Origin of the sequence: Rhodanobacter sp. OK091, from assembly GCF_900142825.1 — a bacterium.
Taxonomy (GTDB): domain Bacteria; phylum Pseudomonadota; class Gammaproteobacteria; order Xanthomonadales; family Rhodanobacteraceae; genus Rhodanobacter.
Map to the genome: position 1 here is coordinate 1,113,654 of NZ_FRCH01000001.1, position 22,716 is coordinate 1,136,369.

A 22,716-nucleotide genomic window follows, 5' to 3' on the forward strand; every position below is an offset into this window, starting at 1 on the left:
CATGCCCAATAAAGGCACGCCCGGGAAGGCACGGCCGATCAAGGCGCGCCGTGCCAGGCATTCTGCATGGCGTCGGCCAGGGCCGGATTCAAGGGATTGCCAGCGGGAAAGGCGCGGCGTTACCTGTGGTTGCGTACGAAGGCCAGCGGATTGACCACGCGGCCGTCGTACCAGACTTCGAAATGCACATGCGAGCCGGTCGAACGGCCGGTAGAGCCGGCCTGGGCAAGCACGTCGCCTACCTGCACATGCTGACCCGGGTGCACGTCCAGCGCGCTGTTGTGGGCATAACGGGTCATGTAGCCATTGCCGTGGTCGATCTCGATCACGTTGCCGTAGCCGCTGCGCACGCCGGCGAATGTCACCATGCCCTCCGCGACCGCGTGTACCGCGGTACCGAACGGAGTGGCGATGTCGATGCCGGTATGCCGCGCCGAACGGCCATCGAACGGATCCGCACGCACGCCGAAATAGGATGAAATATAGCCCGGCACCGGCATCCCGGTCGGCTTCAGATTCGATTCGATCTTGGCATCCAGCAGCAGACTCTGCAGCGCCGACAACTGTGCCTGCTGCAGGTCGAACTGGCTGGCCAGCTGGCTGATGCTGCTGTCCAGTGTCTGCGGCAATGTATAAGACGTGCCTCCGATGTCCTCGACGCCGCCAACCGCAGGCTGCTGGTCGAAATTGAACTCGCCATCATCGAGCTTGCCGACCTGGATCAGTCGTTCGCCCAGCGCGTTCAATCGGGTCGACTGCGCCTGCAACTGCCCCAGTTTCATCGCCAGCGCATCGAGGTCACGCTGGGCATCCCGGCGCACGCCACCCAGCTGGCTGTTCTGCTGTCGGATCTGCTGCTGCAGATCGTGGATCTCAGCCAGTGCCCGATCACGCGGACTGGCCACCACCAGCGCCAGCGCCACGCCCGCACCGATGCAGCCGAGCACGCCCAATGACAACAGTGACAGTAACTTCCAGCGTAGCCGTCGATCCGCCAGATCGAGGGTTTTCGGCAGTTTCCTGGCACGTGATACGAGTATTATTTGCATGTCTTTCCAGAATCAATGTCGGCACCATGCAACGCGCCGCCCCAGCCACTTCCCGCCGCACCGGCAACGGACCGAAGTCCCTTGTCGAATGTGGCTCCTTCGCGACGCTGGCCCGAAAGGCTGGCGCGCTGGAAGCGCTGGATCGCGCACTGCGTCAGACGTTGCCATCGCCGTTGCGCGAGCAGGTGCGATTCGCCAACCTGCGCAACGACCGCCTCGTCTTCCTGGCGTCTTCACCGGCTTGGGCGTCGCGCCTGCGGTTAATGCAGACACAGATCCTTGCCACCGCACATGCCATCGGCACACGCGCCAGTTCAGTCACCGTGAAAGTGGCCCCCCAACCACCGGTTGCAACAGCGCCGGACCGGTCGAAACCGCTTTCGCTCGCGGCAGCCACCCATCTCCGGGCCGCTGCCGCGTCATTCACAGACCCCGAATGGCGGGCACTGTTCCTTGAGCTGGCGTCCCTCGCCGAAACCACTGATTCCCCGGACTCCGAAGCGGATTGAATCCCGCTGCTGGCTCCGTCGGTACGTACCAGCACGTCGCGCCGACGCCGCTGACTTGTACAACAAGGGTGGGTTTATAGCATGCAGAAAGTTAAGAAATAGCCCGGAATGTCATCGGGGCGTGAAGCAAGGCGCGTTCAAGATGCCTTGCTCATCACAAAAAAAAGCGGCCGTATCGAGAGATACGGCCGCTTTGCTGTGCTGCGGGGATGACAGGCGGTGCTGTTTTCAGATCGCCTGAGCCGGATGCGCATAGGAGATCGGCGAAGTGGCCGGATCGTCCTGATAGCTGACTTCTTCCCATGCCGAGGCATCGGCCATCAGCGTGCGCAGCAGCTTGTTGTTCAATTCATGACCCGACTTGTGCGCGTGATAGGCGCCGATCAGGCTGTGGCCGAGCAGGTACAAGTCGCCGATCGCATCGAGGATCTTGTGCTTGACGAACTCGTCCTCGTAGCGGAGGCCGTCCTCGTTCAGCACGCGGTAGTCATCCAGCACCACGGCGTTATCCATCGAGCCGCCTAGCGCCAGATTGTTTTCGCGCAGCATCTCGATGTCGCGCATGAAGCCGAAGGTGCGTGCGCGGCTCACTTCCTTGACGAAGGAGGTGGTGGAAAAGTCGATCTCGGCGCGCGAGGTGCGCTTGCTGATGATCGGATGATTGAAGTCGATCGAGAAGCCTACCTTGAAGCCCTCGAACGGTTCGAAGCTGGCCCACTTGTCGCCTTCCTGTACTTTCACCGGCTTCTTGATGCGGATGAAGCGCTTGGCCACGTTCTGCTCTTCGATACCTGCCGACTGCAGCAGGAACACGAACGGACCGGCACTGCCGTCCATGATCGGCACCTCCGGCGCAGACAGGTCGACATAGGCATTGTCGATACCGAGCCCGGCCATCGCCGAGAGCAGATGCTCGACCGTGGAGACGCGCGCGTCGCCATCGACCAGTGTGGTCGACAATCGCGTATCACCGACGTTGTCCTGGCGAGCGCGAATGTCCACCGGCGGATCGAGATCCGTGCGGCGGAATACGATGCCGGTATTCGGCGCCGCGGGACGCAAGGTCATGTACACCTTGTCACCCGTATGCAGACCCACGCCGGTCGCCCGGATGATGTTCTTAAGCGTACGCTGCTTGATCATTGTTGTTGGTACCTGTGTAGGCAGCAGCCAATCAGGGGCGGATGCTAACACAGTTTTAACCTGTGATAAAAGCAAACCGTACCGTACAGTCTGATTAAACCTTCATGTTTCTTTCATCCTTGAAAGAGATGGGCATCCGAAGCCATTTCTCCCGACAATCCGGCGAATCGACACAATGCCCCGTACCTGGGACGGGAGTCCGGCACGGGGCATCGGGCTGGTCGATACGGGCGGAACCCGCAACGGCCGGCCATGCGCCATCCTGACGCACAGTCTTGCTGCTACACCTGCGAACGGCTTGCCGATCAAGTCAGTTCACCCAGGACAACCTATCCGCTTCGCGCCCTCATGACCCGGCAACGCGGCACCGACCCTCCGGTGGACCGCCTGTAGGGCGCGCTGGATAGAGTGACCTGCCTAACGGGCATTCGTTCAATATTTTCGCATCTCCTTAACTTGGACCATTTGCCATCAGTCGGCCTGGCGGCGCAGGAACGCCGGAATATCCAGGTAATCGAAGCCCGGCTCGGCATTCTTCGCCGGTGCAGAAGGCTCGGCACGGCTATGGCTGCTGATCGTCATCTCCGGCTGTGCATAGTCGACTACCTCGTTGCCGGTACCGGTACGCAGCACCACCGGACGAGGACGCATCTGCACCTGCTGCGTCTCGACCATGCGGATCGGCGGCTGCTGGCGCGAAGCGTTGGCACGGTTGAGGCCGGTGGCCACCACCGTGACGCGGACATCGTCCTTCATTTCCGGATCGAGCGAGGTACCGATCACCACAGTAGCGTCTTCGCTGGCGAAGTCATGGATGATACGGCCGATTTCGTCGAATTCGCGCATGGTCAGGTTCGGACCGGCCGTGACGTTGACCAGGATGCCGCAGGCGCCGTTGAGGTTGACGTCCTCCAGCAGCGGGTTCTTGATCGCCGCCTCGGCCGCCGCCTGCGCACGGTCGTCGCCGCGGGCGGTGCCCGAGCCCATCATTGCCAGGCCCATTTCGGACATCACGGTGCGCACGTCGGCAAAGTCGACGTTGATCAGGCCTGGGGCGGTGATCAGGTCGGCGATGCCCTGCACGGCACCCTGCAGCACATCGTTGGCCGCCTTGAACGCGTTCAACAATGTCACGTCGCGGCCCAGCACGCTGAGCAGCTTCTCGTTCGGCACGGTGATCAGCGAGTCGACATGCTGCGACAGGTCTTCGATGCCCTTCAAGGCGACCTGCATGCGCCGGCGTCCCTCGAACGGGAACGGCTTGGTCACTACCGCCACGGTGAGGATGCCCTTCTCCTTGGCCAGCTGCGCCACCACCGGCGCCGCGCCGGTACCGGTACCGCCGCCCATGCCGGCGGTGATGAACACCATGTCGGCGCCCTCGAGCATGGCCTCGATCCGCTCGCGATCCTCCAGCGCGGCCTGCCGGCCGACCTCGGGATTCGCGCCGGCGCCGAGACCCTTGGTCACGTTGCCACCGAGCTGCAGGTGGGTACGCGAGCCGCAGCTGGTCATCGCCTGCGCATCGGTATTGGCGACGATGAACTCGACGCCTTCGATATTGGAATTGAGCATGTGTGCCACGGCATTGCCGCCGCCGCCGCCCACGCCGATCACCTTGATGACTGCATTGGGTGCGAGTTTATCAATCAGTTCAAACATTTCCCGTCCTCCGTAGAGTTGTTGTCGTTGTAACCAAGGATCGCGACTCCTGTCGGTCCATGGTGGTGGGCGGATGTCCCTCCGCCCGAGGCAACGCGTCCTGCGTCGCCCAAAAAATCAGAAACCGGCCATCAAAAATTCTTGGTGATCCAGCCGCGCAACTTGCCGACCAGGCCACCGACACTGCCGCCCGCCGGTCCGCCGACCCGCGCGCTGCCGGCGCGCGCGCCATGCAGCAGCAGGCCCACGCCGGTGGCGTGCAGCGGACTGGAAACGACTTCGCCCAGACCATCGATCTGCTGCGGCACCCCGATACGCACCATCTTGTGGAAGATCTCCTCGGCCAGCTCGAGCGCGCCTTCCATCTTCGAAGCGCCACCGGTCAACACCACACCGGCCGCGACCAGGCTCTCGTAGCCGGAGCGGCGCAGTTGGTCCTGCACCATTTCGAAAATTTCCTCGTAACGCGCCTGCACGCTCTGCGCCAGCGACTGCCGTGCGAGCCGGCGCGGCGGACGGTCGCCGACACTGGGCACCTGGATGGTTTCCTCAGCATGCGCCAGCCCCGTCTGCGCGCAGGCGTACTTGATCTTGATTTCCTCGGCGTGCGCGGTCGGCGTGTGCACGCCGTAGGCAATGTCGCTGGTGACCTGGTCGCCGCCGACCGGCAGCGAGGCGGTGTAGCGGATCGAACCTTGCGTATAGATCGCGATGTCGGTGGTGCCGGCGCCGATGTCGACCAGGCACACGCCCAGCTCGCGCTCGTCGTCGGTCAGCACCGCCTTGGCACTGGCCAGGGCCGACGGCACCAGTTCGTCGACGGTCAGGCCGCAGCGCTGGATGCACTTGCTGATGTTCTGCACCGCCGCCGCCGCACCGGTGACCAGGTGCACGTTCGCCTCCAGCCGCACTCCGCTCATGCCGACCGGCGAGCGGATGCCATCCTGGCCGTCGATGCGATATTCCTGCGACTCCTTATAGAGCACCTTGCGATCGGCCGGGATCGCCACCGCGCTGGCCGCCTCCAGCACCTGCTCCAGGTCGCCGGCGGTGACCTCGCGGTCGCGGATCGCCGCGTTGCCGTGCGAGTTGCGGGTTTCCAGATGGCTGCCGGAAATCGATGCATACACCGAACGGATGTCGCAGCCCGCCATCAGCTCGGCCTCTTCCACCGCTCGCTGGATCGAGTGGACGGTCGACTCGATGTCGACCACCGAGCCTCGCTTCATGCCGCGCGAGACGTGGGTGCCGATGCCGATCACCGTGATCGGTTCGCCCGGTTCGTACTCGCCGACGATCGCCACCACCTTCGAGGTGCCGATATCGAGACCGACCACCAGCTGCTTGTCGTTGCGCGATTTCATAGGGCGGCCTTCAATAGGCAGATCGTCTTCATGAGCGGGGCGAGCCTCCAGCGTTGGCGGCGGCCGCTTGCGGCCAGCGCACGGCGAATCCGTTGGTGTAGCGAAGATCGGCGTAGGTGAAGCCATCGGCATGGCCGGCGATCAGCTGCGGATAGACATCGAGGAAACGATGCAGCCGGCGGCCGGCCTGCTCGCGATCGCCGATCACGATCTGCGCGCCATTGGCGGTGCTGACGCTCCAGCTGCCGCGCTCGGTCAGTGCCACACCGCTGATCTGCAAGTGAGTGCCGGCGAATGCCTTTTGCGTTTCGGCGTAAAAGCTCACAACTTCGGCCAGCCGTGCATCCGGGCCGCGCAGGTCGGGCAATGTGCTGGTGTCGGTCGCGCCCGGCGCATCGAACACCAGCCCTTGCCGGCTGATCAGCTGCTTGTCGTTCCAGCGCGCAAACGGCTGCCGTTCGTAAATGCGCAGTTGCAAGGTGTCCGGCCAGCGCTTGCGCGCCTCGGCCGATTCCACCCACGGCAAGGCGGCGACAGCCTTCTGCACGGCGTCGAGATCCAGCGCGAAAAAGCCCCTGCCCAACCGCGGCCGCACCGCGGCGCGAATCTCGTCCGCACTGACATGCTTGAACTCGGCCTGCACGGTCAACTGGGTCACCGGCCAGCGGCTGGCCGCGAACCATCCGCGCAGTACGCCGACGATCGGCAGCGCGACCAGCGCGATGGCCAGACACCAGGCGACGAGGCGGATGGTTCCTTTCACGAGCCCTCCCGGAAACTGGTTTCGAGCACGCGCCAGCACAGCTCCTGGTAATCGATACCGGCGGCGGCTGCGGCCTTGGGCACCAGCGAGTGCGAGGTCATGCCCGGCGCGGTGTTCACTTCCAGCAGCCAATTGCGGCCGGTGCGATCCCGCATCACGTCGACGCGGCCCCAGCCGGCGCAAGCGAGCGCATCGAACGCGGCCAGCGACAGCGCCGACAACTCCTCGCCCGCCACGCCTTCGAGGCCAGGACAGATGTACTGGGTGTCCTCGGCCACGTATTTCGCGTTGTAGTCGTAGAACGCCGCCTTCGGCACGATGTGGATGCTCGGCAGCACCTGCCGACCGAGGATCGCGACGGTAAGCTCGTCGCCCTCTATCAGCGTTTCCATCAACAGGTCGCCCGGATACTTCGCGGCGAGCTTGACCGCTTCATCCAGATCCTTCTCCGCGAACACACGGGTCACGCCGACACTGGAACCTTCGCAGGCCGGCTTCACGATCAACGGAAAACCGATCTGGCGGGCCGCCACGTGCACATCCGCGCCGCGCGGCAGTGCCGCGAACGTCGGCGTCGACAAGCCCAGCGATTGCCACACGCGCTTGGAGCGCGTCTTGTCCATCGACAAAGCGGAGCCGAGCACGCCCGAACCGGTGTACGGAACATTCAGCGACTCCAGCGCGCCCTGCAGTACGCCGTCCTCGCCGCCACCATGCTGGCCATGCAGAATGTTGAACACGCGGGCGAAATGGCCGGCGCGCAGCGCATCGAGCAGCGCGGGGATACCGTCGATCGCATGCGCGTCGATGCCGCGTGCCTGCAGCGCGGCCAGCACATTGCGACCGGAATCGAGCGACACTTCACGCTCGGCCGAACTACCGCCCATGACCACGGCGACGCGACCGAACTGAGCGGGATCCTTGATCTTGCTGACGCTGATCGGGTTCACGGTGGTTTTCGTACTCACTTGCTTGTCCTCAGATGACCGGTATGGGCCAGCTCCACCGCCGCCGCGCCGATGTCGCCGGCGCCCAGCAACAACAACAGGTCGCCGTCGCGCAGCAGCGCAGGCAAGGTGTCCTTGAATTCGCGCGGATGCTCGATCAGCACCGGATCGACCTTGCCGCGGGCACGCACGGCGCGCGCCAGAGCGCGACCGTCGGCACCGGCGATCGGTGTCTCGCCGGCGGCATAGACGTCGGTCAGCACCAGCACGTCGGCATCGGCCAGCACGTTCGCGAAATCGTCCAGCAGATCGCGGGTGCGGCTGTAGCGATGCGGCTGGAAGCCGACCACCAGACGGCGGTCGGGCCAGCCGCCGCGCGCGGCGGCGAACACCGCCGCAAGCTCACGCGGGTGATGGCCGTAATCATCGACCAGCAGCACGCTGCCCTGATCCAGCGCGATCTCGCCACGCCGATGAAAGCGGCGGCCGACGCCCTGGAAATGCTCCAGCGCGTGGGCCATCGCCTCGGCTTCCACGCCCAGTTGCCAGCCGATCGTGGCGGCAGCCAGTGCATTGAGCACGTTGTGCCGGCCCGGCAGATTGAGCTTCACCGGCAGCACATCGGCGCGGCCCGGCAGCACCAGATCGAAATGCATTTCGAAGCCGTGCTGGGTCACATTCAACGCGCGCACATCGGCGTCCGCCGTGTCGATGCCGTAAGTCATCACGCGGCGTGTGGTGGATTTCGCCAGCGCGGCCACCTCGGCATCGTCCACACACAGTACGGCCAGACCGTAAAACGGTAGCCGATGCAGGAATTCGCCGAAGGCCTTCTTCACCTGGGCGAAGTCGCCGCCATAGTTTTCCAGGTGATCGGCGTCGATATTGGTGACCGCCGCGATCACCGGCGACAGCAGCAGGAACGACCCATCGGATTCATCGGCTTCCGCGACCAGATACTGGCCGGTGCCGAGCCGCGCATTGGCGCCGGCCGCGTTGAGCTGACCGCCGATGACGAAGGTCGGGTCATAGCCGGCCTCGGCCAGCACGCTGGCGGTGAGGCTGGTTGTGGTGGTCTTGCCATGCGTGCCGGCGATCGCGACGCCGCGGCGGAAGCGCATCAACTCGCCCAGCATCTCCGCGCGCGGGATCACCGGGATGCGTGAGGTACGCGCGGCGACCAGCTCCGGGTTGTCCTGCCTGATCGCGCTGGAAGTCACCACCACGTCGGCCTCGCCGATGTGTTCGGCGGCATGCCCGACATGCACGGTGATGCCCATTTGCTGCAGACGCTGCGCGATCGGCGAGTTGGCCCGGTCAGAACCGGATACCGCGTAACCGAGGTTGTGCAGCACCTCGGCGATGCCGCTCATGCCGACGCCGCCGATACCGATGAAGTGCACCCGACGGAACGTGCTCATCAAGTCCTCGTGCGCATGCAGGCGTCGCGGCGTCATGCGGCCACCTCCATGCATGCACGCGCAATGACCTGCGCCGCGTCGGGTTTCGCCAGCGTTCGCGCCGCCTCGGCCATCGCCAGCAGGAGGCCGCGATCACCCAGCAGCGACTCCAGTCGCTGCGCCAGAATCTGTATGTCCAGCTCACTCTCCTGCATTACAACGGCGGCGCCGATCGCCACCAGAGCTTCGGCATTGCGCGTCTGGTGGTCGTCCACCGCGTGCGGGAACGGCACCAGCACGGCACCGAGCCCGGCCGCGGTCAGTTCGGCCAGGGTCAGCGCACCGGCGCGGCAGACGGCCAGGTCGGCCCATTCGTAGCTGCCTGCCATGTCGTCGATGAATGCCACCACCTGCGCCTCGACGCCGGCTTTCGCATACGCCGCGCGCGCCTCGTCGAGGCCGCGCGTGCCGCACTGGTGCACCACTTCGGGACGCTGTGCCGGAGTCAGCTGGGCCAGCGCCTGCGGCACGGTCAGATTCAAGGCCCGGGCACCGAGGCTGCCGCCGAGTACCAGCAGGCGCGGCCTGCCGCTACGATCCGCCATGCGCTGCGCGGGCAACGGCAACGCGGCGATCGCGTCGCGCACGGGGTTGCCGACCCACTCGGCCTGCGGCAGCACGTCGGCGAAACCGGCCAGCACGCGCTTGGCGAGTCCGGCCAGCTTGCGGTTGGTGAAACCGGCGACGCGATTCTGTTCGTGCACCAGCAGCGGCCGCCGCAGCAGCCACGCAGCCAGACCACCGGGACCGGCCACGTAACCGCCCATCGACAGCACACTGCGCGGCTTGACCTGACGCAGCACCGCCAGCGAGGCGAACAGCGCGCGCAGCAGCATCAGCGGCGCCAGCAGCCGGGTCTTGATGCCCTTGCCGCGCAAGCCGCCCACCGCCACGGTATGCAGTTCGATCCGCTGCGCCGGTACGACCTTCGTTTCCATCCCGCCGACCGCGCCCAACCACACCACCGGTACGCCTTGCGCGCGCAGACATTCGGCCACGGCCAGGCCGGGGAAGATGTGGCCGCCGGTACCGCCGGCCATGATCAGCACGGGCGCCTGAGTCTTCATGCGGCCACCGCTTCGCGCGGCTTCACCGCGACATTGGCATCGGCCACCGCGGCGGCCGGCATGCGCCGGGTCACTTCGCGGGCATCCAGCGCTCGGTTGATCTCGAACGTGGCGCGCAGCAGCACGCCAGCCATGGCGCAGGTCAGCACCATCGACGAGCCGCCGTAGCTGATCAGCGGCAGGGTCAGCCCCTTGGTCGGCAGTGCGCCGAGGTTCACGCCGACCGACACGATCGCCTGCATCGCCAGCATCAGCGAGACACCGAATGCCACGTAACCGGCAAAGCGCTGCCCTACTTCGACACCTTTCAGACCCAGATACAGGCCGCGCCCCACCGCCAATCCGAACAGGCCGACCACCAGCACCACGCCGGCCAGGCCCAATTCTTCTCCGATCACCGCAAAGATGAAGTCGGTATGCGCTTCCGGCAGATAAGACAATTTCAGTACGCTGGAACCCAGCCCGACACCGGTCCACTCGCCGCGACCGATCGCCATCAGCGACTGGGTCAGCTGGAAGCCGTCGTTGAACGGGTCCTTCCACGGATCCATGAACGTGGTCAGACGCTTCATGCGGTAGCTCTCGCCGGTGGCCGCGATATACAGCAGCGGCATCAGCGGCAACCCCATCAGGAACAGGAAGATCGGCCGCGCCCCGCCGAGCCAGACCATCGCTATGGTCACCGCGATCACCAGCGTGGCCGAGCCGAAGTCCGGCTGCGCCAGCAGCAGCAGCACGATCACACCGGCCACCATCACCGGTTTGAACAAGCCGAGGAAGCGCGTCTCCACACTCTCGCGGTGGCGCACCAGATAACTGGCGATGTACACCACCAGAATGAGCTTTACGGCCTCGACCGGCTGGAACGTGGTCACCAGCAGATTCAGCCAGCGCCGTGCGCCGTTCAGGCGCATGCCCACATGCGGCACGAACACCGCCAGCAGCAGCACGAACGCCAGCAGCATCAGGTGGAAGGCGTACTTCTCGAACAGCTTCAGTTCGGTGCGCATCGCCATGGCGGCCGCCAGCGCGCCAAGACCGAGAAAGATCAGGTGCTTCCTGAGGAAGTAGAACGCGCCCATGTGCTGGCTGTCGGCCACCGCGATCGAACTGGAGGTGACCATCACCACGCCGACGCTGACCAGTCCGATCAATCCGACCAGCAGCCACAGATCGAAGCTGCCGCGCGGACCTTGCCGGCGTTTGGCCTGAGTGCTGTCGAAGTCGAACATCAGCGCACCTTCAACGTGGCAAGGCCGACCAGCACCAGCACGACGCTGATGATCCAGAAGCGCACGATCACCCGCGGCTCCGGCCAGCCCTTCAATTCGAAGTGGTGATGGATCGGCGCCATCCGGAACACGCGTTTGCCGGTCAGCTTGAAACTGGCGACCTGGATCATCACCGACGCGGTTTCCATCACGAACACGCCGCCCATCACCAGCAGCACGATTTCCTGGCGCACGATCACCGCCACGCAGCCAAGTGCGGCGCCCATCGCCAGCGCGCCGACATCACCCATGAACACCTGCGCCGGATAGGTGTTGAACCAGAGGAAGCCGAGACCTGCACCGGCCAATGCGCCGCAGAAGATCGCCAGCTCGCCCGCACCGGGAATCGACGGAATGCCCAGGTACTCGGAAAACACCTTGTTGCCGGCCAGGTAGGCGAACACGCCCAGCGCGCCGGATACCAGCACGGTCGGCATGATCGCCAGGCCATCCAGGCCGTCGGTCAGGTTCACCGCGTTGGAGAAACCCACGATCATGAAATAGGTGAGCACCACGAAGAACAGCCCCAGCGGCACCGCGACGTGCTTGAACAGCGGCACGTACAGCGCGGTCTCCGCCACCGGCAGGCCGGCAACCGCCGACGGTGCGGCGTAGTACAGGAACAGCGCCGCACCGAGACCGAACACCGACTGCCAGAAATATTTCCAGCGGCTGGCCAGGCCGCGGCTGTCCTTCAGCACCAGCTTGCGGTAGTCGTCGTAGAAGCCGATCGTGCCGTACGTCAGCATTACCGCCAGCACCACCCATACGTAGCGGTTGTGCAGATCGGCCCACAGCAGCGTGGCGATGCTGACCGAGAGCAGGATCATCACGCCGCCCATGGTCGGCGTGCCGGCCTTGACCAGATGCGTCTGCGGGCCGTCGCTGCGGACCACTTGGCCGGCCTTCAGCGCGGCCAGCTTTCGGATCAGCGCCGGGCCCAGCAGCAGCGACACTGCCAGCGCGGTGAGCGCGGCCATGATCGTGCGGAAGGTGATGTACTGGAAAAGATGCAGCGCGGTGAAATGCCGTGCCATCCAGTCGGCCAGTTCAAGCAGCATCGGATGCGCCCCCTTTGTTCTTGTCTGCGTGGCCCGGATGACCACCGAGCGCCGCCACGACCTGTTCCATGCCGGCCGAACGCGAGCCCTTCACCAGGCAGGTGACGCCTGCATGCAATTGCGCATGCAGCGCTGCGATCAGCGCCGCCTTGTCGCCGAAATGCTGACCCCGCACGCCGAACGCCTCGACCGTGGCCACGCCTAGCGGACCCACCGCGAACAGCCGCTCGACGCCGCGCTCGCGAGCGAGCGTGCCGATGCCCGCATGCAGCGCACGCGCCTCCGTACCCAGCTCGGCCATGTCGCCCAGCACCAGCCAGCGCTCGCCGTCGGCGAGCAGCAAGGTGTCGATCGCCGCCGCCATCGAGCTGGGATTGGCGTTGTAGCTGTCGTCGATCAGCGTCCAGCCACCCGCCATCACTTCGCGGCGCAACCGGCCGGCCGCGCCCGCCGCGTGTTCCAGCCCGGCGACGATGGTGTCCAGCGGCACCTCCAGCGCCAGCGCGATCGCGGCCGCCGCCAGCGCATTGGCAATGTTGTGGCGCCCCGGCAGCGGCAACCTGACCTCGGCATCGCCATGCGGCGTGCTGAGCACGAAACGCGAACCGTCCACGCGCTGTTCGATGACGTCGGCGCCGATATCCGCCGGATGGTCGAGGCCATAGCGCAGTACCTTGCGCGCGCCAGCCAGCCCGCCAAAGAAACTGGCGAACGCGTCGTCGGCGTTGATGACCGCGATGCCGTCGGCCGGCAACGCCTGATACAGCGCACCCTTGGTCTCGGCCACGCCTTCGATGCTGCCCATGCGCGCAAGATGCGCCGGCGCGATGAGTGTGACGAGGCCGATATCGGGCCGTGCGATGGCAGCCAGATACGCGATGTCGCCCGGCTTGCCGGCGCCCATTTCCAGCACCGCGTATTCGGTGTCCTGCGGCATCGCCAGCAAGGTCAGCGGCAGGCCGAGTTCGTTGTTGAAGTTGCCGGCGCTGACATGGGTGCGGCCGTGCCGCGACAGGATCGAGGCAACCAGTGTCTTCACCGTGGTCTTGCCGTTGGAGCCGGTGATGCCGACTACCCGCACGTTGCGCTGCGCACGCACCGCGCTGGCCAGATCGCCCAACGCCAGCTCAGCGTCATTGACCAGCAGCTGGGGCAGATCGCTGTCGAGCTTGCGTGTCACCATGGCGGCAACGGCACCGCGCATGGCAGCCTCGGCCAGATAATCGTGACCGTCCACCCGCTCGCCCTTGATCGCCACGAACAGGTCGCCGGGCTGCAACTTACGCGTGTCGATCGCCACGCCCGTGACCTCGGCGTCGGCGCCGAGCAGGCGTCCGTGGGTCCACACCGCGATAGCGCTCAGCGGCATCATGCGCGCGGCTCCCGGCTCATCCGTTCCAGCGCGGCGTGCGCCACCGCCAGATCGTCGAATGGACGCTTGCCTGCCGCGCCTTCCTGGTAGGTTTCGTGCCCCTTGCCGGCGATCAGCACCACGTCGCCCGATTGAGCCAGTTGCAGCGCATGGCCGATCGCCGACGCGCGATCGCGCTCGACCGTCATCGCACGTGCCGACGCCATGCCGGCGACGATCTGCGCCACGATCGCATCGCCGTCTTCGCCGCGCGGATTGTCGTCGGTGACGATCGCGATATCCGCCAGCCGTGCGGCGATCGCCCCCATCAAGGGACGCTTGCCGGCGTCGCGCTCGCCGCCGCAACCGAACACGCAGATCAGCTTGCCGGCGCAGTGCGCACGTATGGCGTTCAACGCCTGTTCCAGCGCATCCGGGGTATGCGCGTAATCGACTACCACCAGCGGCAGGCCGTGCAGGCCGCCCAGCCGGTTCATCCGACCGTTGACCGGCTGCAGTTGCTCGATCGCCACCACGATGCGCGAAAACGGTTCGCCCAGCGCGCCGAGGCAGCCCACCACCGCCAGCAGGTTCGCTACATTGAAGCGGCCCAGCAGATGGCTGTTGATTGCCCGCACGCCCCATGGCGTACGCAGCCGGAACGCCAGCCCCTCGGCCGACGTGACGATGGCGCTGGCTGCAATCTCCGCGTCGTGGTCGTCGGTCGTGCTGAAGCGCAGCGGCTGCACGCCGGCGGGCAGCTGCGCCGCCAGTTCGCGGCCGAACGTATCGTCGATATTGATCACCGCGCTCTGCAGCCCGGGCCACGCGAACAGTTTCGCCTTGGCCGCGCCGTATGCCTGCATGCTGCCGTGATAGTCGAGATGGTCGCGGGTGAGATTGGTGAACGCCGCCACCTCGAAATCCACCGCACCCACGCGACCCTGCTCCAGCGCATGCGACGACACTTCCATCGCTACGTGGCTGACGTCGGCATCGCGGAAATCCGCCAGCAAAGCCTGCACACTGATCGCATCGGGCGTAGTGCGCTCGCCGTCGCGCAATTGGCCATGCATGCCGGCACCGAGCGTACCGATCGAGGCCGCGCGATGACCGAGCAGAGTCAGTGCCTGTGCCAGCAGTTGCACACAGGAAGTTTTGCCGTTGGTGCCGGTGACGCCGACCATCCGCATCGATTCGCTGGGGCGCTCGTAGAAGCGGGCGGCGATTTCACCGACCTGCGCATGCAGGTTGTCGATCCACAGCAGAGGTACGTCCAGCGGCGCCACATCGTCGACCGCCGGCGCCTCGGCCAATATCACCTGTGCGCCACGCTGTACCGCGCCGGCGGCAAACTCGATGCCGTGAGCCCGGCTGCCGCGCAGCGCGAAAAATGCATCGCCGCGGCGCACCCGACGCGAGTCCAGCGTCAGTCCCGACACCACGATGCGCCCGGCGCCCGGCGCCGCGGCGACCTGTGCGTCGGCAATCCCCAGCAGCAGCTGATCGAGGTGGCCGGTGCTCATGGCGTGCCCTCCTCGACCGGCGCTTCTTCGATGTTCGGCGCTACCGGCGGAGCGCTGCCAGTCAGCCCGTTCTCGACCTGCAAGGGACCGCCCACGTACCAGCGGCCGATATTGTCCGGCGGAATATCCAGCAGGCGCAGCGCGCCGCTCATGACCTTGGCGAACACCGGACCGGAGACCAGGCCGCCGTAGTAGCTGCCCTTGCGGGGATTGTCGACCACCACCGCGGCAACCAGCCGCGGATTGGTCGCCGGCACCATGCCGGCGAACGCGGCGCCATAGTTGTCCTTCGAATATCCGCCGGCCACTGCTTTATGGGCCGTGCCGGTCTTGCCTGCCACGGTGTAATTGGCGATCCACGCATAAGGCGCCGCGGTACCACCCGGCTGAGTGGTGGTCTCCAGCATGTCCACCAGTTCGCGCGCCACTTTCGGCTCGATGATGACCTTCGCGTCGCTGTCGTTGCCCTTGATGAACGTCGGCGAATGCATGACGCCACCATCGGCGATGGTGGCGTAGGCGTTGGCCAGCTGCAGCGGCGTCACGTTGAGGCCGTAGCCATAGCCCAGGATCGCCTTTTCCAGCGGCCGCCAGTCGCGCCCCACCCGCAGCAGGCCGGCCGATTCGCCGGGAAAGCCGCTGTTGGTGCTGTTGCCGAAGCCGAATGCGCGATAGGTGTCGTACATCAGCGCGGTATCGAGCTGCATCGCGATGTGCGCGGCACCGACGTTGCTCGACTTGGTGATCACGCCGGTGGGCGTCAGCAATCCCCAATTGTGGGTGTCGTGGATGTCGTGACCCTGGAAATACCAATGCCCGCCGGTGGTATCGATCACCGGACTGGTCGGCGTGAATTTGCCGCTGGACAGCGCCGCCGCAAGCAGGATCGGCTTGATCGTCGAGCCCGGCTCCAGCAAGTCGGTCATCGCACGATTGCGCCGCTCCGCGGGCTTGCTGCTGTTGACCGCATTGGGGTTGTAGGTCGGCAGGTTGACCATCGCCAGTACTTCGCCGGTCTTCACGTCGAGTATCACCATCGAGGCCGAATCGGCCTGCGACTTTTCCAGCGTGCTTTTCAGCTCGTTATAGGCGAGAAACTGAATGCGGCGGTCGATGCTGAGCGTGAGGTTCTGCCCCGGCTTCGGCGCGCGAATCTGCTCGACGTCTTCCACCACATGACCCATGCGGTCGCGGATGACGCGCTTGGAACCCGGCTTGCCGGACAGCCAGTCGTCGTACGCCAGCTCCAGGCCTTCCTGGCCGTGGTCGTCGATGTTGGTGAAACCGAGCACGTGCGAGGTGACTTCGCCGGACGGGTAGTAGCGCTTGAACTCGCGCTGCCCATTGATGCCGGGAATGCCCAGATCCAGCACGGCCTGCGCAGCCTCCGGCGCCATCTGCCGGCGCAGATAGACAAATTCCTTGTCGGAACGCTGCGCCAGCTGCTCCTTCAATTCGCCCGCGTCCACACCCAGCGCCTGCGCCAGCTGCGGAATGCGATCGTCGTTTTCAAGCACTTCGGGCGGATTCGCCCAGATCGACATCACCGGTGTCGACACCGCCAGCGGCTCGCCGTTGCGGTCGAAGATGGTGCCGCGCGACACCGGGATCGGCATCACCCGCAGGAAGCGCGCGTCGCCCTGGCTCTGATAGAACTGCTTGCGCACCACCTGCAGATCGAACGCACGCGCCACCAGTCCGATGGAGGCCAGCCCGAGCAGGCCGACCACCACCATCATGCGCTTGCGCGAGCTGGGCCCGGCACTGCGGCGGCGGCCGTGCTGGGGAGGCGTGATGTGCTGGCGCCAGCCCATCAGCGCAGCAACCGGATGTCTTGCGGACGCGGATCGAGCATGCCCAGCTTCTGCCGGGCCTCATCGTCGATGCGCCGCGGTTCGGCATAGGTGGCCTGCTCCAATTCGAGCCTGCCGTATTCAATGTTCAATTCGTCGCGCTGGTTCTGCAGTGCGGTCAGGTTGACGAACAGCACGCGGCTCTCGTGGCGCGTCCACACCACACCGATCGCACTGGCCAGGACCGCCGCGAGCAGGATCAGCATGAACAGGGCGCCGATCGTCTTCACGCGCGGCCTCCTTCCGGTAATTTTTCCGCCACGCGCAGCACGGCCGAGCGCGAACGCGGGTTCGCGGCCTGCTCGGCAGCGGACGGAAACTGCGCCTTGCCGACGGCAACCAGACGCGTCGGCGCAGCCTGCACCGGCGGTCCGCGGCGGCTGTTCTGCACACGGCCGGAGTGGTCGCGGATGAACAGCTTCACCGCGCGATCTTCCAGCGAATGGAAACTGATGACCGCCAGCCGGCCACCCGGCTTGAGCCGCTCCAGCGCTGCATTCAGACCTTGCTGCAACGCGTCCAGCTCACCGTTCACGCGGATGCGCAACGCCTGGAAGCTGCGCGTAGCCGGATGCTTGCCCGGTTCGCGACGACCGACCACGCGCTCGATCAGCGCAGCCAGCTGACCGGTGCGGGTGAACGGGGTGGCTGTGCGATCCGCGACGATAGCGCGGGCGATGCGCCGGCCGTGACGCTCCTCGCCGAAGTTCCACAACACTTCGGTGATCTCGCGCTCGCTGGCATGCGCCAGGAAATCGGCGGCGCTTTCGCCCTGGGTGGTGTCCATGCGCATGTCCAGCGGCGCATCGGCCATGAAACTGAAACCGCGGGCGGCCTCGTCCAGCTGCGGCGAGGACACGCCCAGATCCAGCAGCACGCCGTCCAGGCCGGCGGCGGTTTCGTCCCATTCGGCCAGGCTGGAAAAATTGGCATGCCGGATCGACACGCGCGGATCGCCGGCAAATTCGGCCTGAGCCGTGGCGATCGCCGTGGGATCGCGGTCCATCAGCAGCAGCCGGCCATTGGGACCGAGGCGCGACAGTACGGCGCGAGCGTGACCGCCGCGACCAAACGTTCCATCGAGATAGCGCCCGCCACCCTGCACGGCGAGTCCCTCCACTGCTTCACCCAGCATCACCGGGATGTGCCGCAAAACTTGCTCGGCCATGCCGCACTCCCGCTCCCGTCCCACGTCTGTCGCTGCGCCCGCTTACAGGCGCAGTACGGCCATTTCGTCAGTGATCTCGTCTTCGCCGATGCTCTGGCGGATCTTGGCCAGATGAGCCTGTTCGCTCCAAAGCTCGAACTTGTTGCCCATGCCCAGCAGCACCGCCTTCTTCTCGATACCTGCAGCGGCCCGCTGACTGGCCGGCAGCAACACCCGCGCCGCGCCATCGGGCTCGACCACGGCGGCGGCGCCGACCAGCTTCATCTGCATGTCGCGATGGGCGGCCTTGACCTTGGGCAGCGCATTCACCTGATCGCGCACCTGCTCCCACTCGGCATGCGGGAACAGCCAGAGGCAGCCCGGTTCGAACGGGTTGTAGGTGATCACCAGACGATTCGCGCACTCGCCCGCCACCAATTCGCGATACGCGGTTGGAATGGCCAGGCGACCCTTGTCGTCTACGGTGATGGCGGTTTCGCCCTGGAACACAGTCGTTGAACTCCACTAAAACCCACGATTTCACACTGGAACCCACGATAGTCTCGGTTCATGAGACTGTCAAGGGAATTTCGCTTGTGAATCAAGGAGAAAGGCGAAGTTGTGGCGGTAATTCCAGCGTTTTCTCACGAACCATTGCAAGGTGTTTGAAAGCAAGGGATTTTTTAATTCCGAATCAGTGCCAGCGCGGCGTCTGACAGGGATCGATTCGGGATGGCCGGCCACGTCGCGATGAACCGGCGTTCATCCGCCCGCACTCTCACATATCACTCCCGACGGGGACGCTTGCCGCGCCGGGAGTGAATTCATGGAAGAGGTGGAGTCGGCCTGTAAGCCGGGTTCTGTACGTCTTGCGACGCGACAGTCATTCCTCTCGGCCAGACGTCGCCGTCTGGCTCCAGCAACCTACCCGGGAACAACGCGGGCCGCGTTATCGTTCCCCTATTTGGTCTTGCTCCGAGTGGGGTTTACCGTGCCGTACGGCGTTAGCCCCGTACGCGGTGCGCTCTTACCGCACCCTTTCACCCTTACCACGCACATCCGAAGATGCCGTTCGGCGGTCTGCTCTCTGTTGCACTGGCCGTCAGCTCACGCTGCCCAGGAGTTACCTGGCACTCTGCCCTATGGAGCCCGGACTTTCCTCGATGCACTTGCGTGCGACGCGACTGCCCGGCCGACTCCGCCTCCTAGTCTAGAGTGAAGAGGAGTGAGAAACGAGAGAAAAGCTCGCCCATCCATGCTTTCTCTCATTTCTCACTTCTCTTCACTCACTCCTGTAAAGCTCCTTGCGCGGCGCGCCGGTGATCGCCGCCGCCATCTTCGCCGCCTTCGCCGGCGGCAGTTCCTCGCGCAGGATCGCGAAGATGCGCCGACCCTCGACCAGCTTCGCATCAGCTTCCTCGCCACGCCCGGCCACCAGGATCACGCATTCACCGCGCTGCTGATCGGGATCGGCCGCGACTCGCGCCGCCAGCTCCGCCAGCGGCTCGCCCAGCACCGTTTCGAACATCTTGGTCAGCTCGCGCGCCAGCACCGCTTCCCGGGTGGCGCCGAAGATGTCGCGCATGTCGGCCAGACTCTCGGCGACCCGATGCGACGACTCGTAGAAGATGAGCGTGCGTGCATCGCCGCCAAGCTCCTGCAGACGGCTGCGTCGTGCCGCCGCCTTGGGTGGCAGGAAACCTTCGAACACGAACCGGTCGCTGGGCAGTCCGGCCACCGACAGCGCAGCGATCGCCGCGCAGGCACCCGGTACCGGAATGCAGCGAATGCCGGCCGCGCGCGCAGCGCGCACCAGCCGGAAGCCCGGATCACTGATCAGCGGCGTGCCGGCGTCCGAGATCAGCGCTACCGAATCGCCTGCCTCCATTCTCCGTACGATCGCGTCCACCGCATCGCGCTCGTTGTGGTCGTGCAGGGCGATCAATGGCGTGTCGATATTGTGATGCACCAGCAACGGCCGACTGTGCCGGGTGTCTTCGGCGGCGATCACCGCGACCTCACGCAACGTCACGATAGCGCGGGCAGACAAGTCGTCGCGATGACCGATCGGGGTGGCAACCACCCACAGACAACCTGGCTGAACTGATGACATCGTCATACTCCTGCGCCGTGAGCCGGCGATCCGATCGGCTATGATCGCGCATTGACGACCATGACGAACAAGGGATATCCCATGCGCCTCATGCGCCTCTCGCGCGCCGCCGCGACCGGACTGTTTTTTTCCGTGGTTCTGGCTGCCTGCGTGCCGATGAACGCGCCGCGCTCGCCGGCCGAAATCGCCGCCGCACAGAGCGCCGATGCACTGGCGCAACAAGGTCAATTCACTCAAGCTGCGCAAGCCTACCAGGCGCTGGCGGACCAATCGCCCGGCCATGCCGACAGCTACCGTCTGCAAGCTGCCGAAGCCTGGCGACAGGAAGGCCAGATCGAACGTGCAGCCCCGTTTCTTGCCGGCATCAAGCGGCAACGCCTTAGCGACGATGAGCCGTTGCGCCTCGACCTGCTGCAGGCCGAACTGGCGCTCGACCAGCATGACGCGGCCACCGCGCTGCGGCTCACCACCCAGCCGAACGTCACGGTGCCGGCAGCGCTGCAGCTGCGCCTGCTGGAACTGCGCTCGCGTGCGATGGCCGCGAGCGACGACAACTGGGGGGCCGCACGCACCCGCGTGCAGATGGACGACCAGTTGAGCGGTTTCGATCACACCCAGAACCGTCGGCAAATCCTCGACCTGCTCGGCAAACTCGGCGTCGACCCGCTCAAGCAACGCGCTGCCGCGATGAAGCCGGGTGATCGCATGCTGCCCTGGGTCAACGAAGCATTGACTCAGCTCGGTGTCGTCGTGGCGCAACCGCAACCGGAATTGCAGCAACCTGTTGGCACCCTGCTGCCGGGCGCGAATGCCAATGTGCGCGAAGGCTACAAAGTGCCGGCCCAGGTGGCCCTGCTGTTGCCCAACGACGGCAATTACGCAGCCGCCAGCACGTCGATACGCGAGGGTTTCTTCGCCGCCTATCTCGATGCGGGGCGCAATCATGCGCCACGCCCATCCGTGCGCGTGTACGACAGCAAGGGCACCGGCGACGGTGCGATCAAGGCCTATCAGCAGGCGGTCAGCGACGGTGCCAGGCTGATCGTCGGCCCGCTGACTCGCGGCGAAGTCGCCGCCGTGTTCGGCCAGGCACAACTGCCGGTACCGGTGCTGGCGTTGAACCATCCCGACGACAAGCAACTGCCCGCCAGCGACGCCAGCGAATTCGGCCTGCTGCCGGAAACCGAAGGTGCCCAAGCCGCCGACCACATGGTCGAGCGCGGCCTGCGTCAGGTCTACCTGGTGACTTCCAACGATGACTTCGCCCACCGCGCCGCGGGTGCCTTCAAGGCCGAGCTTGCGGCCCGCGGCGGTCAGCTGCTTGGCGCGGCCACCCTGCCGGCTGGCACCACCACCAGTTACGCCGACACCATCGCGGGGCTGCACTTTCCCGCATCCGCATCCGCGCCTGCACCCGCCGCCACTACTGCCGACAACACCGCGACGCCGGCCAGCGCTGCCGGCGACACCGGCATCTTCATCAGCATGCGCCCGGCGCAGGCGCGACTGCTGTTGCCGCAGCTGCGCATCGCGCGGGTCAGCCTTCCTGTGGTCGCCACCTCGCACGTCTACGAAGGTAGCGACGACGCTTCGGCCAATCGCGACCTGGATGGCGTGGAATTCTGCGATTCACCGTGGCTGTTCAATGCCCAGCCGGGCCTGCCCAATCATGACGACATCGCCGCCCAGCTGCCGTCGGCCCGTGGTGCTGGTGCGCGGCTGTTCGCGTTCGGCATGGATGCATGGAACCTGGTGCCCTACCTCGACTGGCTGCGCGCCCATCCGGGCAGCTACGTTCCGGGCGCCAGCGGGCAGCTCACCGCCGACCAGTTCGGCCGCATGCGCCGCGTGCTGATCTGGGCACAATTCCAGGATGGCCTGGCGCACCCGCTGAGCGGCAACCTGCAGACCGACGACGTGCCGACCAGCACCTCGCCTGCGGACAACTCCTCGGCACCCGCCACCAGCTTCAACAAACCCGCCGACACCAGCCAGCCCGTCAGCCACTGATGCGCGCCGCCGGCGACGTCTTCGAGCAACGCGCCTGCGCCGAACTCGAGCGCGCCGGCCTGAAACTTCTCACGCGCAACTACAGCACACGCTATGGCGAACTCGACCTGGTGATGCTGGAGCGCGACACCGTCGTCTTCGTCGAAGTGCGGCATCGACGTAACGCCGTCTACGGTGATGCCGCCACTTCGATCACAGCGAGCAAACAGGCCAAGCTGATCAAGGCCGCCGCGCTGTGGGGGATCGCCTACACCAAATGGGCGCATTTCAACTGCCGATTCGACGTAGTCGCGTACGACGGTCCAGCCACCAACGCCCGTATGATATGGCTCCGTAGCGCATTTGAGACACAGTAGGCAAAATCGACGCGACGTGTTGTTCAATCATACGTCCAGTCAGCAACGCGTCAGAATGCGTTCA

The 22,716-nt window shown here is 65.5% G+C and carries 20 protein-coding genes and 1 other RNA gene; 3 read left to right on the plus strand and 18 right to left on the minus strand.

What is annotated here, in order from left to right:
• Positions 1-119: 119 nt before the first annotated feature.
• Positions 120-1,049, minus strand: a complete 930-nt coding sequence (locus BUA26_RS05225) for a M23 family metallopeptidase (RefSeq protein WP_072758463.1) — start codon at positions 1,047-1,049, stop codon at positions 120-122.
• Positions 1,050-1,075: 26 nt separating this feature from the next.
• On the opposite strand from BUA26_RS05225, the gene BUA26_RS05230 reads away from it, so the two are divergent.
• Entirely contained in the window at positions 1,076-1,558 is a 483-nt protein-coding gene (locus BUA26_RS05230; protein ID WP_072758465.1) for a DciA family protein, read from the plus strand.
• A 228-nt stretch (positions 1,559-1,786) separates the two neighbouring features.
• Here the strand turns inward: BUA26_RS05230 and lpxC are convergent, their stop codons facing one another.
• The 17 genes from lpxC to rsmI form a co-directional block, all read right to left on the minus strand.
• Positions 1,787-2,701, minus strand: a complete 915-nt coding sequence (gene lpxC, locus BUA26_RS05235; protein WP_072758467.1) for a UDP-3-O-acyl-N-acetylglucosamine deacetylase — start codon at positions 2,699-2,701, stop codon at positions 1,787-1,789.
• A 471-nt stretch (positions 2,702-3,172) separates the two neighbouring features.
• Positions 3,173-4,363 carry a cell division protein FtsZ gene (ftsZ, locus tag BUA26_RS05240; protein ID WP_072758469.1) on the minus strand — a complete coding sequence of 397 codons (1,191 nt, stop codon included), beginning with the start codon at positions 4,361-4,363 and terminating at the stop codon, positions 3,173-3,175.
• Between the two features lie 131 nt (positions 4,364-4,494).
• The gene (gene ftsA / locus BUA26_RS05245) at positions 4,495-5,727 is read right to left on the minus strand and encodes a cell division protein FtsA (protein WP_072758471.1); all 1,233 of its coding nucleotides are present in this window, start codon (positions 5,725-5,727) and stop codon (positions 4,495-4,497) included.
• Between the two features lie 28 nt (positions 5,728-5,755).
• Positions 5,756-6,490 carry a cell division protein FtsQ/DivIB gene (locus BUA26_RS05250; RefSeq protein ID WP_072758473.1) on the minus strand — a complete coding sequence of 245 codons (735 nt, stop codon included), beginning with the start codon at positions 6,488-6,490 and terminating at the stop codon, positions 5,756-5,758.
• Entirely contained in the window at positions 6,487-7,458 is a 972-nt protein-coding gene (locus tag BUA26_RS05255; protein ID WP_304442116.1) for a D-alanine--D-alanine ligase, read from the minus strand. The genes BUA26_RS05250 and BUA26_RS05255 overlap by 4 nt, the downstream gene beginning before the upstream one ends.
• Positions 7,455-8,894, minus strand: coding sequence for a UDP-N-acetylmuramate--L-alanine ligase (gene murC / locus BUA26_RS05260; protein ID WP_072758475.1), 1,440 nt, complete (start codon positions 8,892-8,894; stop codon positions 7,455-7,457). The genes BUA26_RS05255 and murC overlap by 4 nt, the downstream gene beginning before the upstream one ends.
• Entirely contained in the window at positions 8,891-9,964 is a 1,074-nt protein-coding gene (gene murG / locus BUA26_RS05265; RefSeq protein ID WP_072758476.1) for an undecaprenyldiphospho-muramoylpentapeptide beta-N-acetylglucosaminyltransferase, read from the minus strand. The genes murC and murG overlap by 4 nt, the downstream gene beginning before the upstream one ends.
• The gene (gene ftsW, locus BUA26_RS05270; RefSeq protein WP_072758478.1) at positions 9,961-11,196 is read right to left on the minus strand and encodes a putative lipid II flippase FtsW; all 1,236 of its coding nucleotides are present in this window, start codon (positions 11,194-11,196) and stop codon (positions 9,961-9,963) included. Before ftsW ends, murG begins: the two co-directional genes overlap by 4 nt.
• A complete protein-coding gene (mraY, locus tag BUA26_RS05275; protein ID WP_072758480.1) occupies positions 11,196-12,296 on the minus strand; it encodes a phospho-N-acetylmuramoyl-pentapeptide-transferase in 1,101 nt (366 codons plus the stop codon). Before mraY ends, ftsW begins: the two co-directional genes overlap by 1 nt.
• On the minus strand, positions 12,286-13,668 hold the full coding sequence (murF, locus tag BUA26_RS05280; RefSeq protein ID WP_072758482.1) for a UDP-N-acetylmuramoyl-tripeptide--D-alanyl-D-alanine ligase: 1,383 nt from the start codon (positions 13,666-13,668) through the stop codon (positions 12,286-12,288). The genes mraY and murF overlap by 11 nt, the downstream gene beginning before the upstream one ends.
• Positions 13,665-15,173, minus strand: a complete 1,509-nt coding sequence (locus BUA26_RS05285; protein ID WP_072758484.1) for a UDP-N-acetylmuramoyl-L-alanyl-D-glutamate--2,6-diaminopimelate ligase — start codon at positions 15,171-15,173, stop codon at positions 13,665-13,667. Before BUA26_RS05285 ends, murF begins: the two co-directional genes overlap by 4 nt.
• Positions 15,170-16,987, minus strand: coding sequence for a peptidoglycan D,D-transpeptidase FtsI family protein (locus BUA26_RS05290; RefSeq protein ID WP_072758485.1), 1,818 nt, complete (start codon positions 16,985-16,987; stop codon positions 15,170-15,172). Before BUA26_RS05290 ends, BUA26_RS05285 begins: the two co-directional genes overlap by 4 nt.
• Positions 16,987-17,247, minus strand: coding sequence for a cell division protein FtsL (ftsL, locus tag BUA26_RS05295; RefSeq protein WP_178368573.1), 261 nt, complete (start codon positions 17,245-17,247; stop codon positions 16,987-16,989). The genes BUA26_RS05290 and ftsL overlap by 1 nt, the downstream gene beginning before the upstream one ends.
• Positions 17,248-17,252: 5 nt before the next feature.
• Entirely contained in the window at positions 17,253-18,194 is a 942-nt protein-coding gene (rsmH, locus tag BUA26_RS05300; RefSeq protein WP_072758487.1) for a 16S rRNA (cytosine(1402)-N(4))-methyltransferase RsmH, read from the minus strand.
• 42 nt (positions 18,195-18,236) lie between these two features.
• The gene (gene mraZ / locus BUA26_RS05305; protein WP_072758489.1) at positions 18,237-18,683 is read right to left on the minus strand and encodes a division/cell wall cluster transcriptional repressor MraZ; all 447 of its coding nucleotides are present in this window, start codon (positions 18,681-18,683) and stop codon (positions 18,237-18,239) included.
• A 323-nt stretch (positions 18,684-19,006) separates the two neighbouring features.
• Positions 19,007-19,373, minus strand: an RNA gene (gene rnpB / locus BUA26_RS05310) — RNase P RNA component class A.
• Between the two features lie 82 nt (positions 19,374-19,455).
• Entirely contained in the window at positions 19,456-20,286 is an 831-nt protein-coding gene (gene rsmI / locus BUA26_RS05315; protein WP_072760084.1) for a 16S rRNA (cytidine(1402)-2'-O)-methyltransferase, read from the minus strand.
• An 81-nt stretch (positions 20,287-20,367) separates the two neighbouring features.
• Here rsmI and BUA26_RS05320 point away from each other — a divergent pair, with 81 nt between their 5' ends.
• Both BUA26_RS05320 and BUA26_RS05325 read left to right on the plus strand, forming a co-directional pair.
• Positions 20,368-22,296, plus strand: a complete 1,929-nt coding sequence (locus BUA26_RS05320; protein ID WP_072760086.1) for a penicillin-binding protein activator — start codon at positions 20,368-20,370, stop codon at positions 22,294-22,296.
• On the plus strand, positions 22,296-22,652 hold the full coding sequence (locus tag BUA26_RS05325; RefSeq protein ID WP_072758491.1) for a YraN family protein: 357 nt from the start codon (positions 22,296-22,298) through the stop codon (positions 22,650-22,652). Before BUA26_RS05320 ends, BUA26_RS05325 begins: the two co-directional genes overlap by 1 nt.
• The last annotated feature ends 64 nt before the right edge of the window (positions 22,653-22,716 follow it).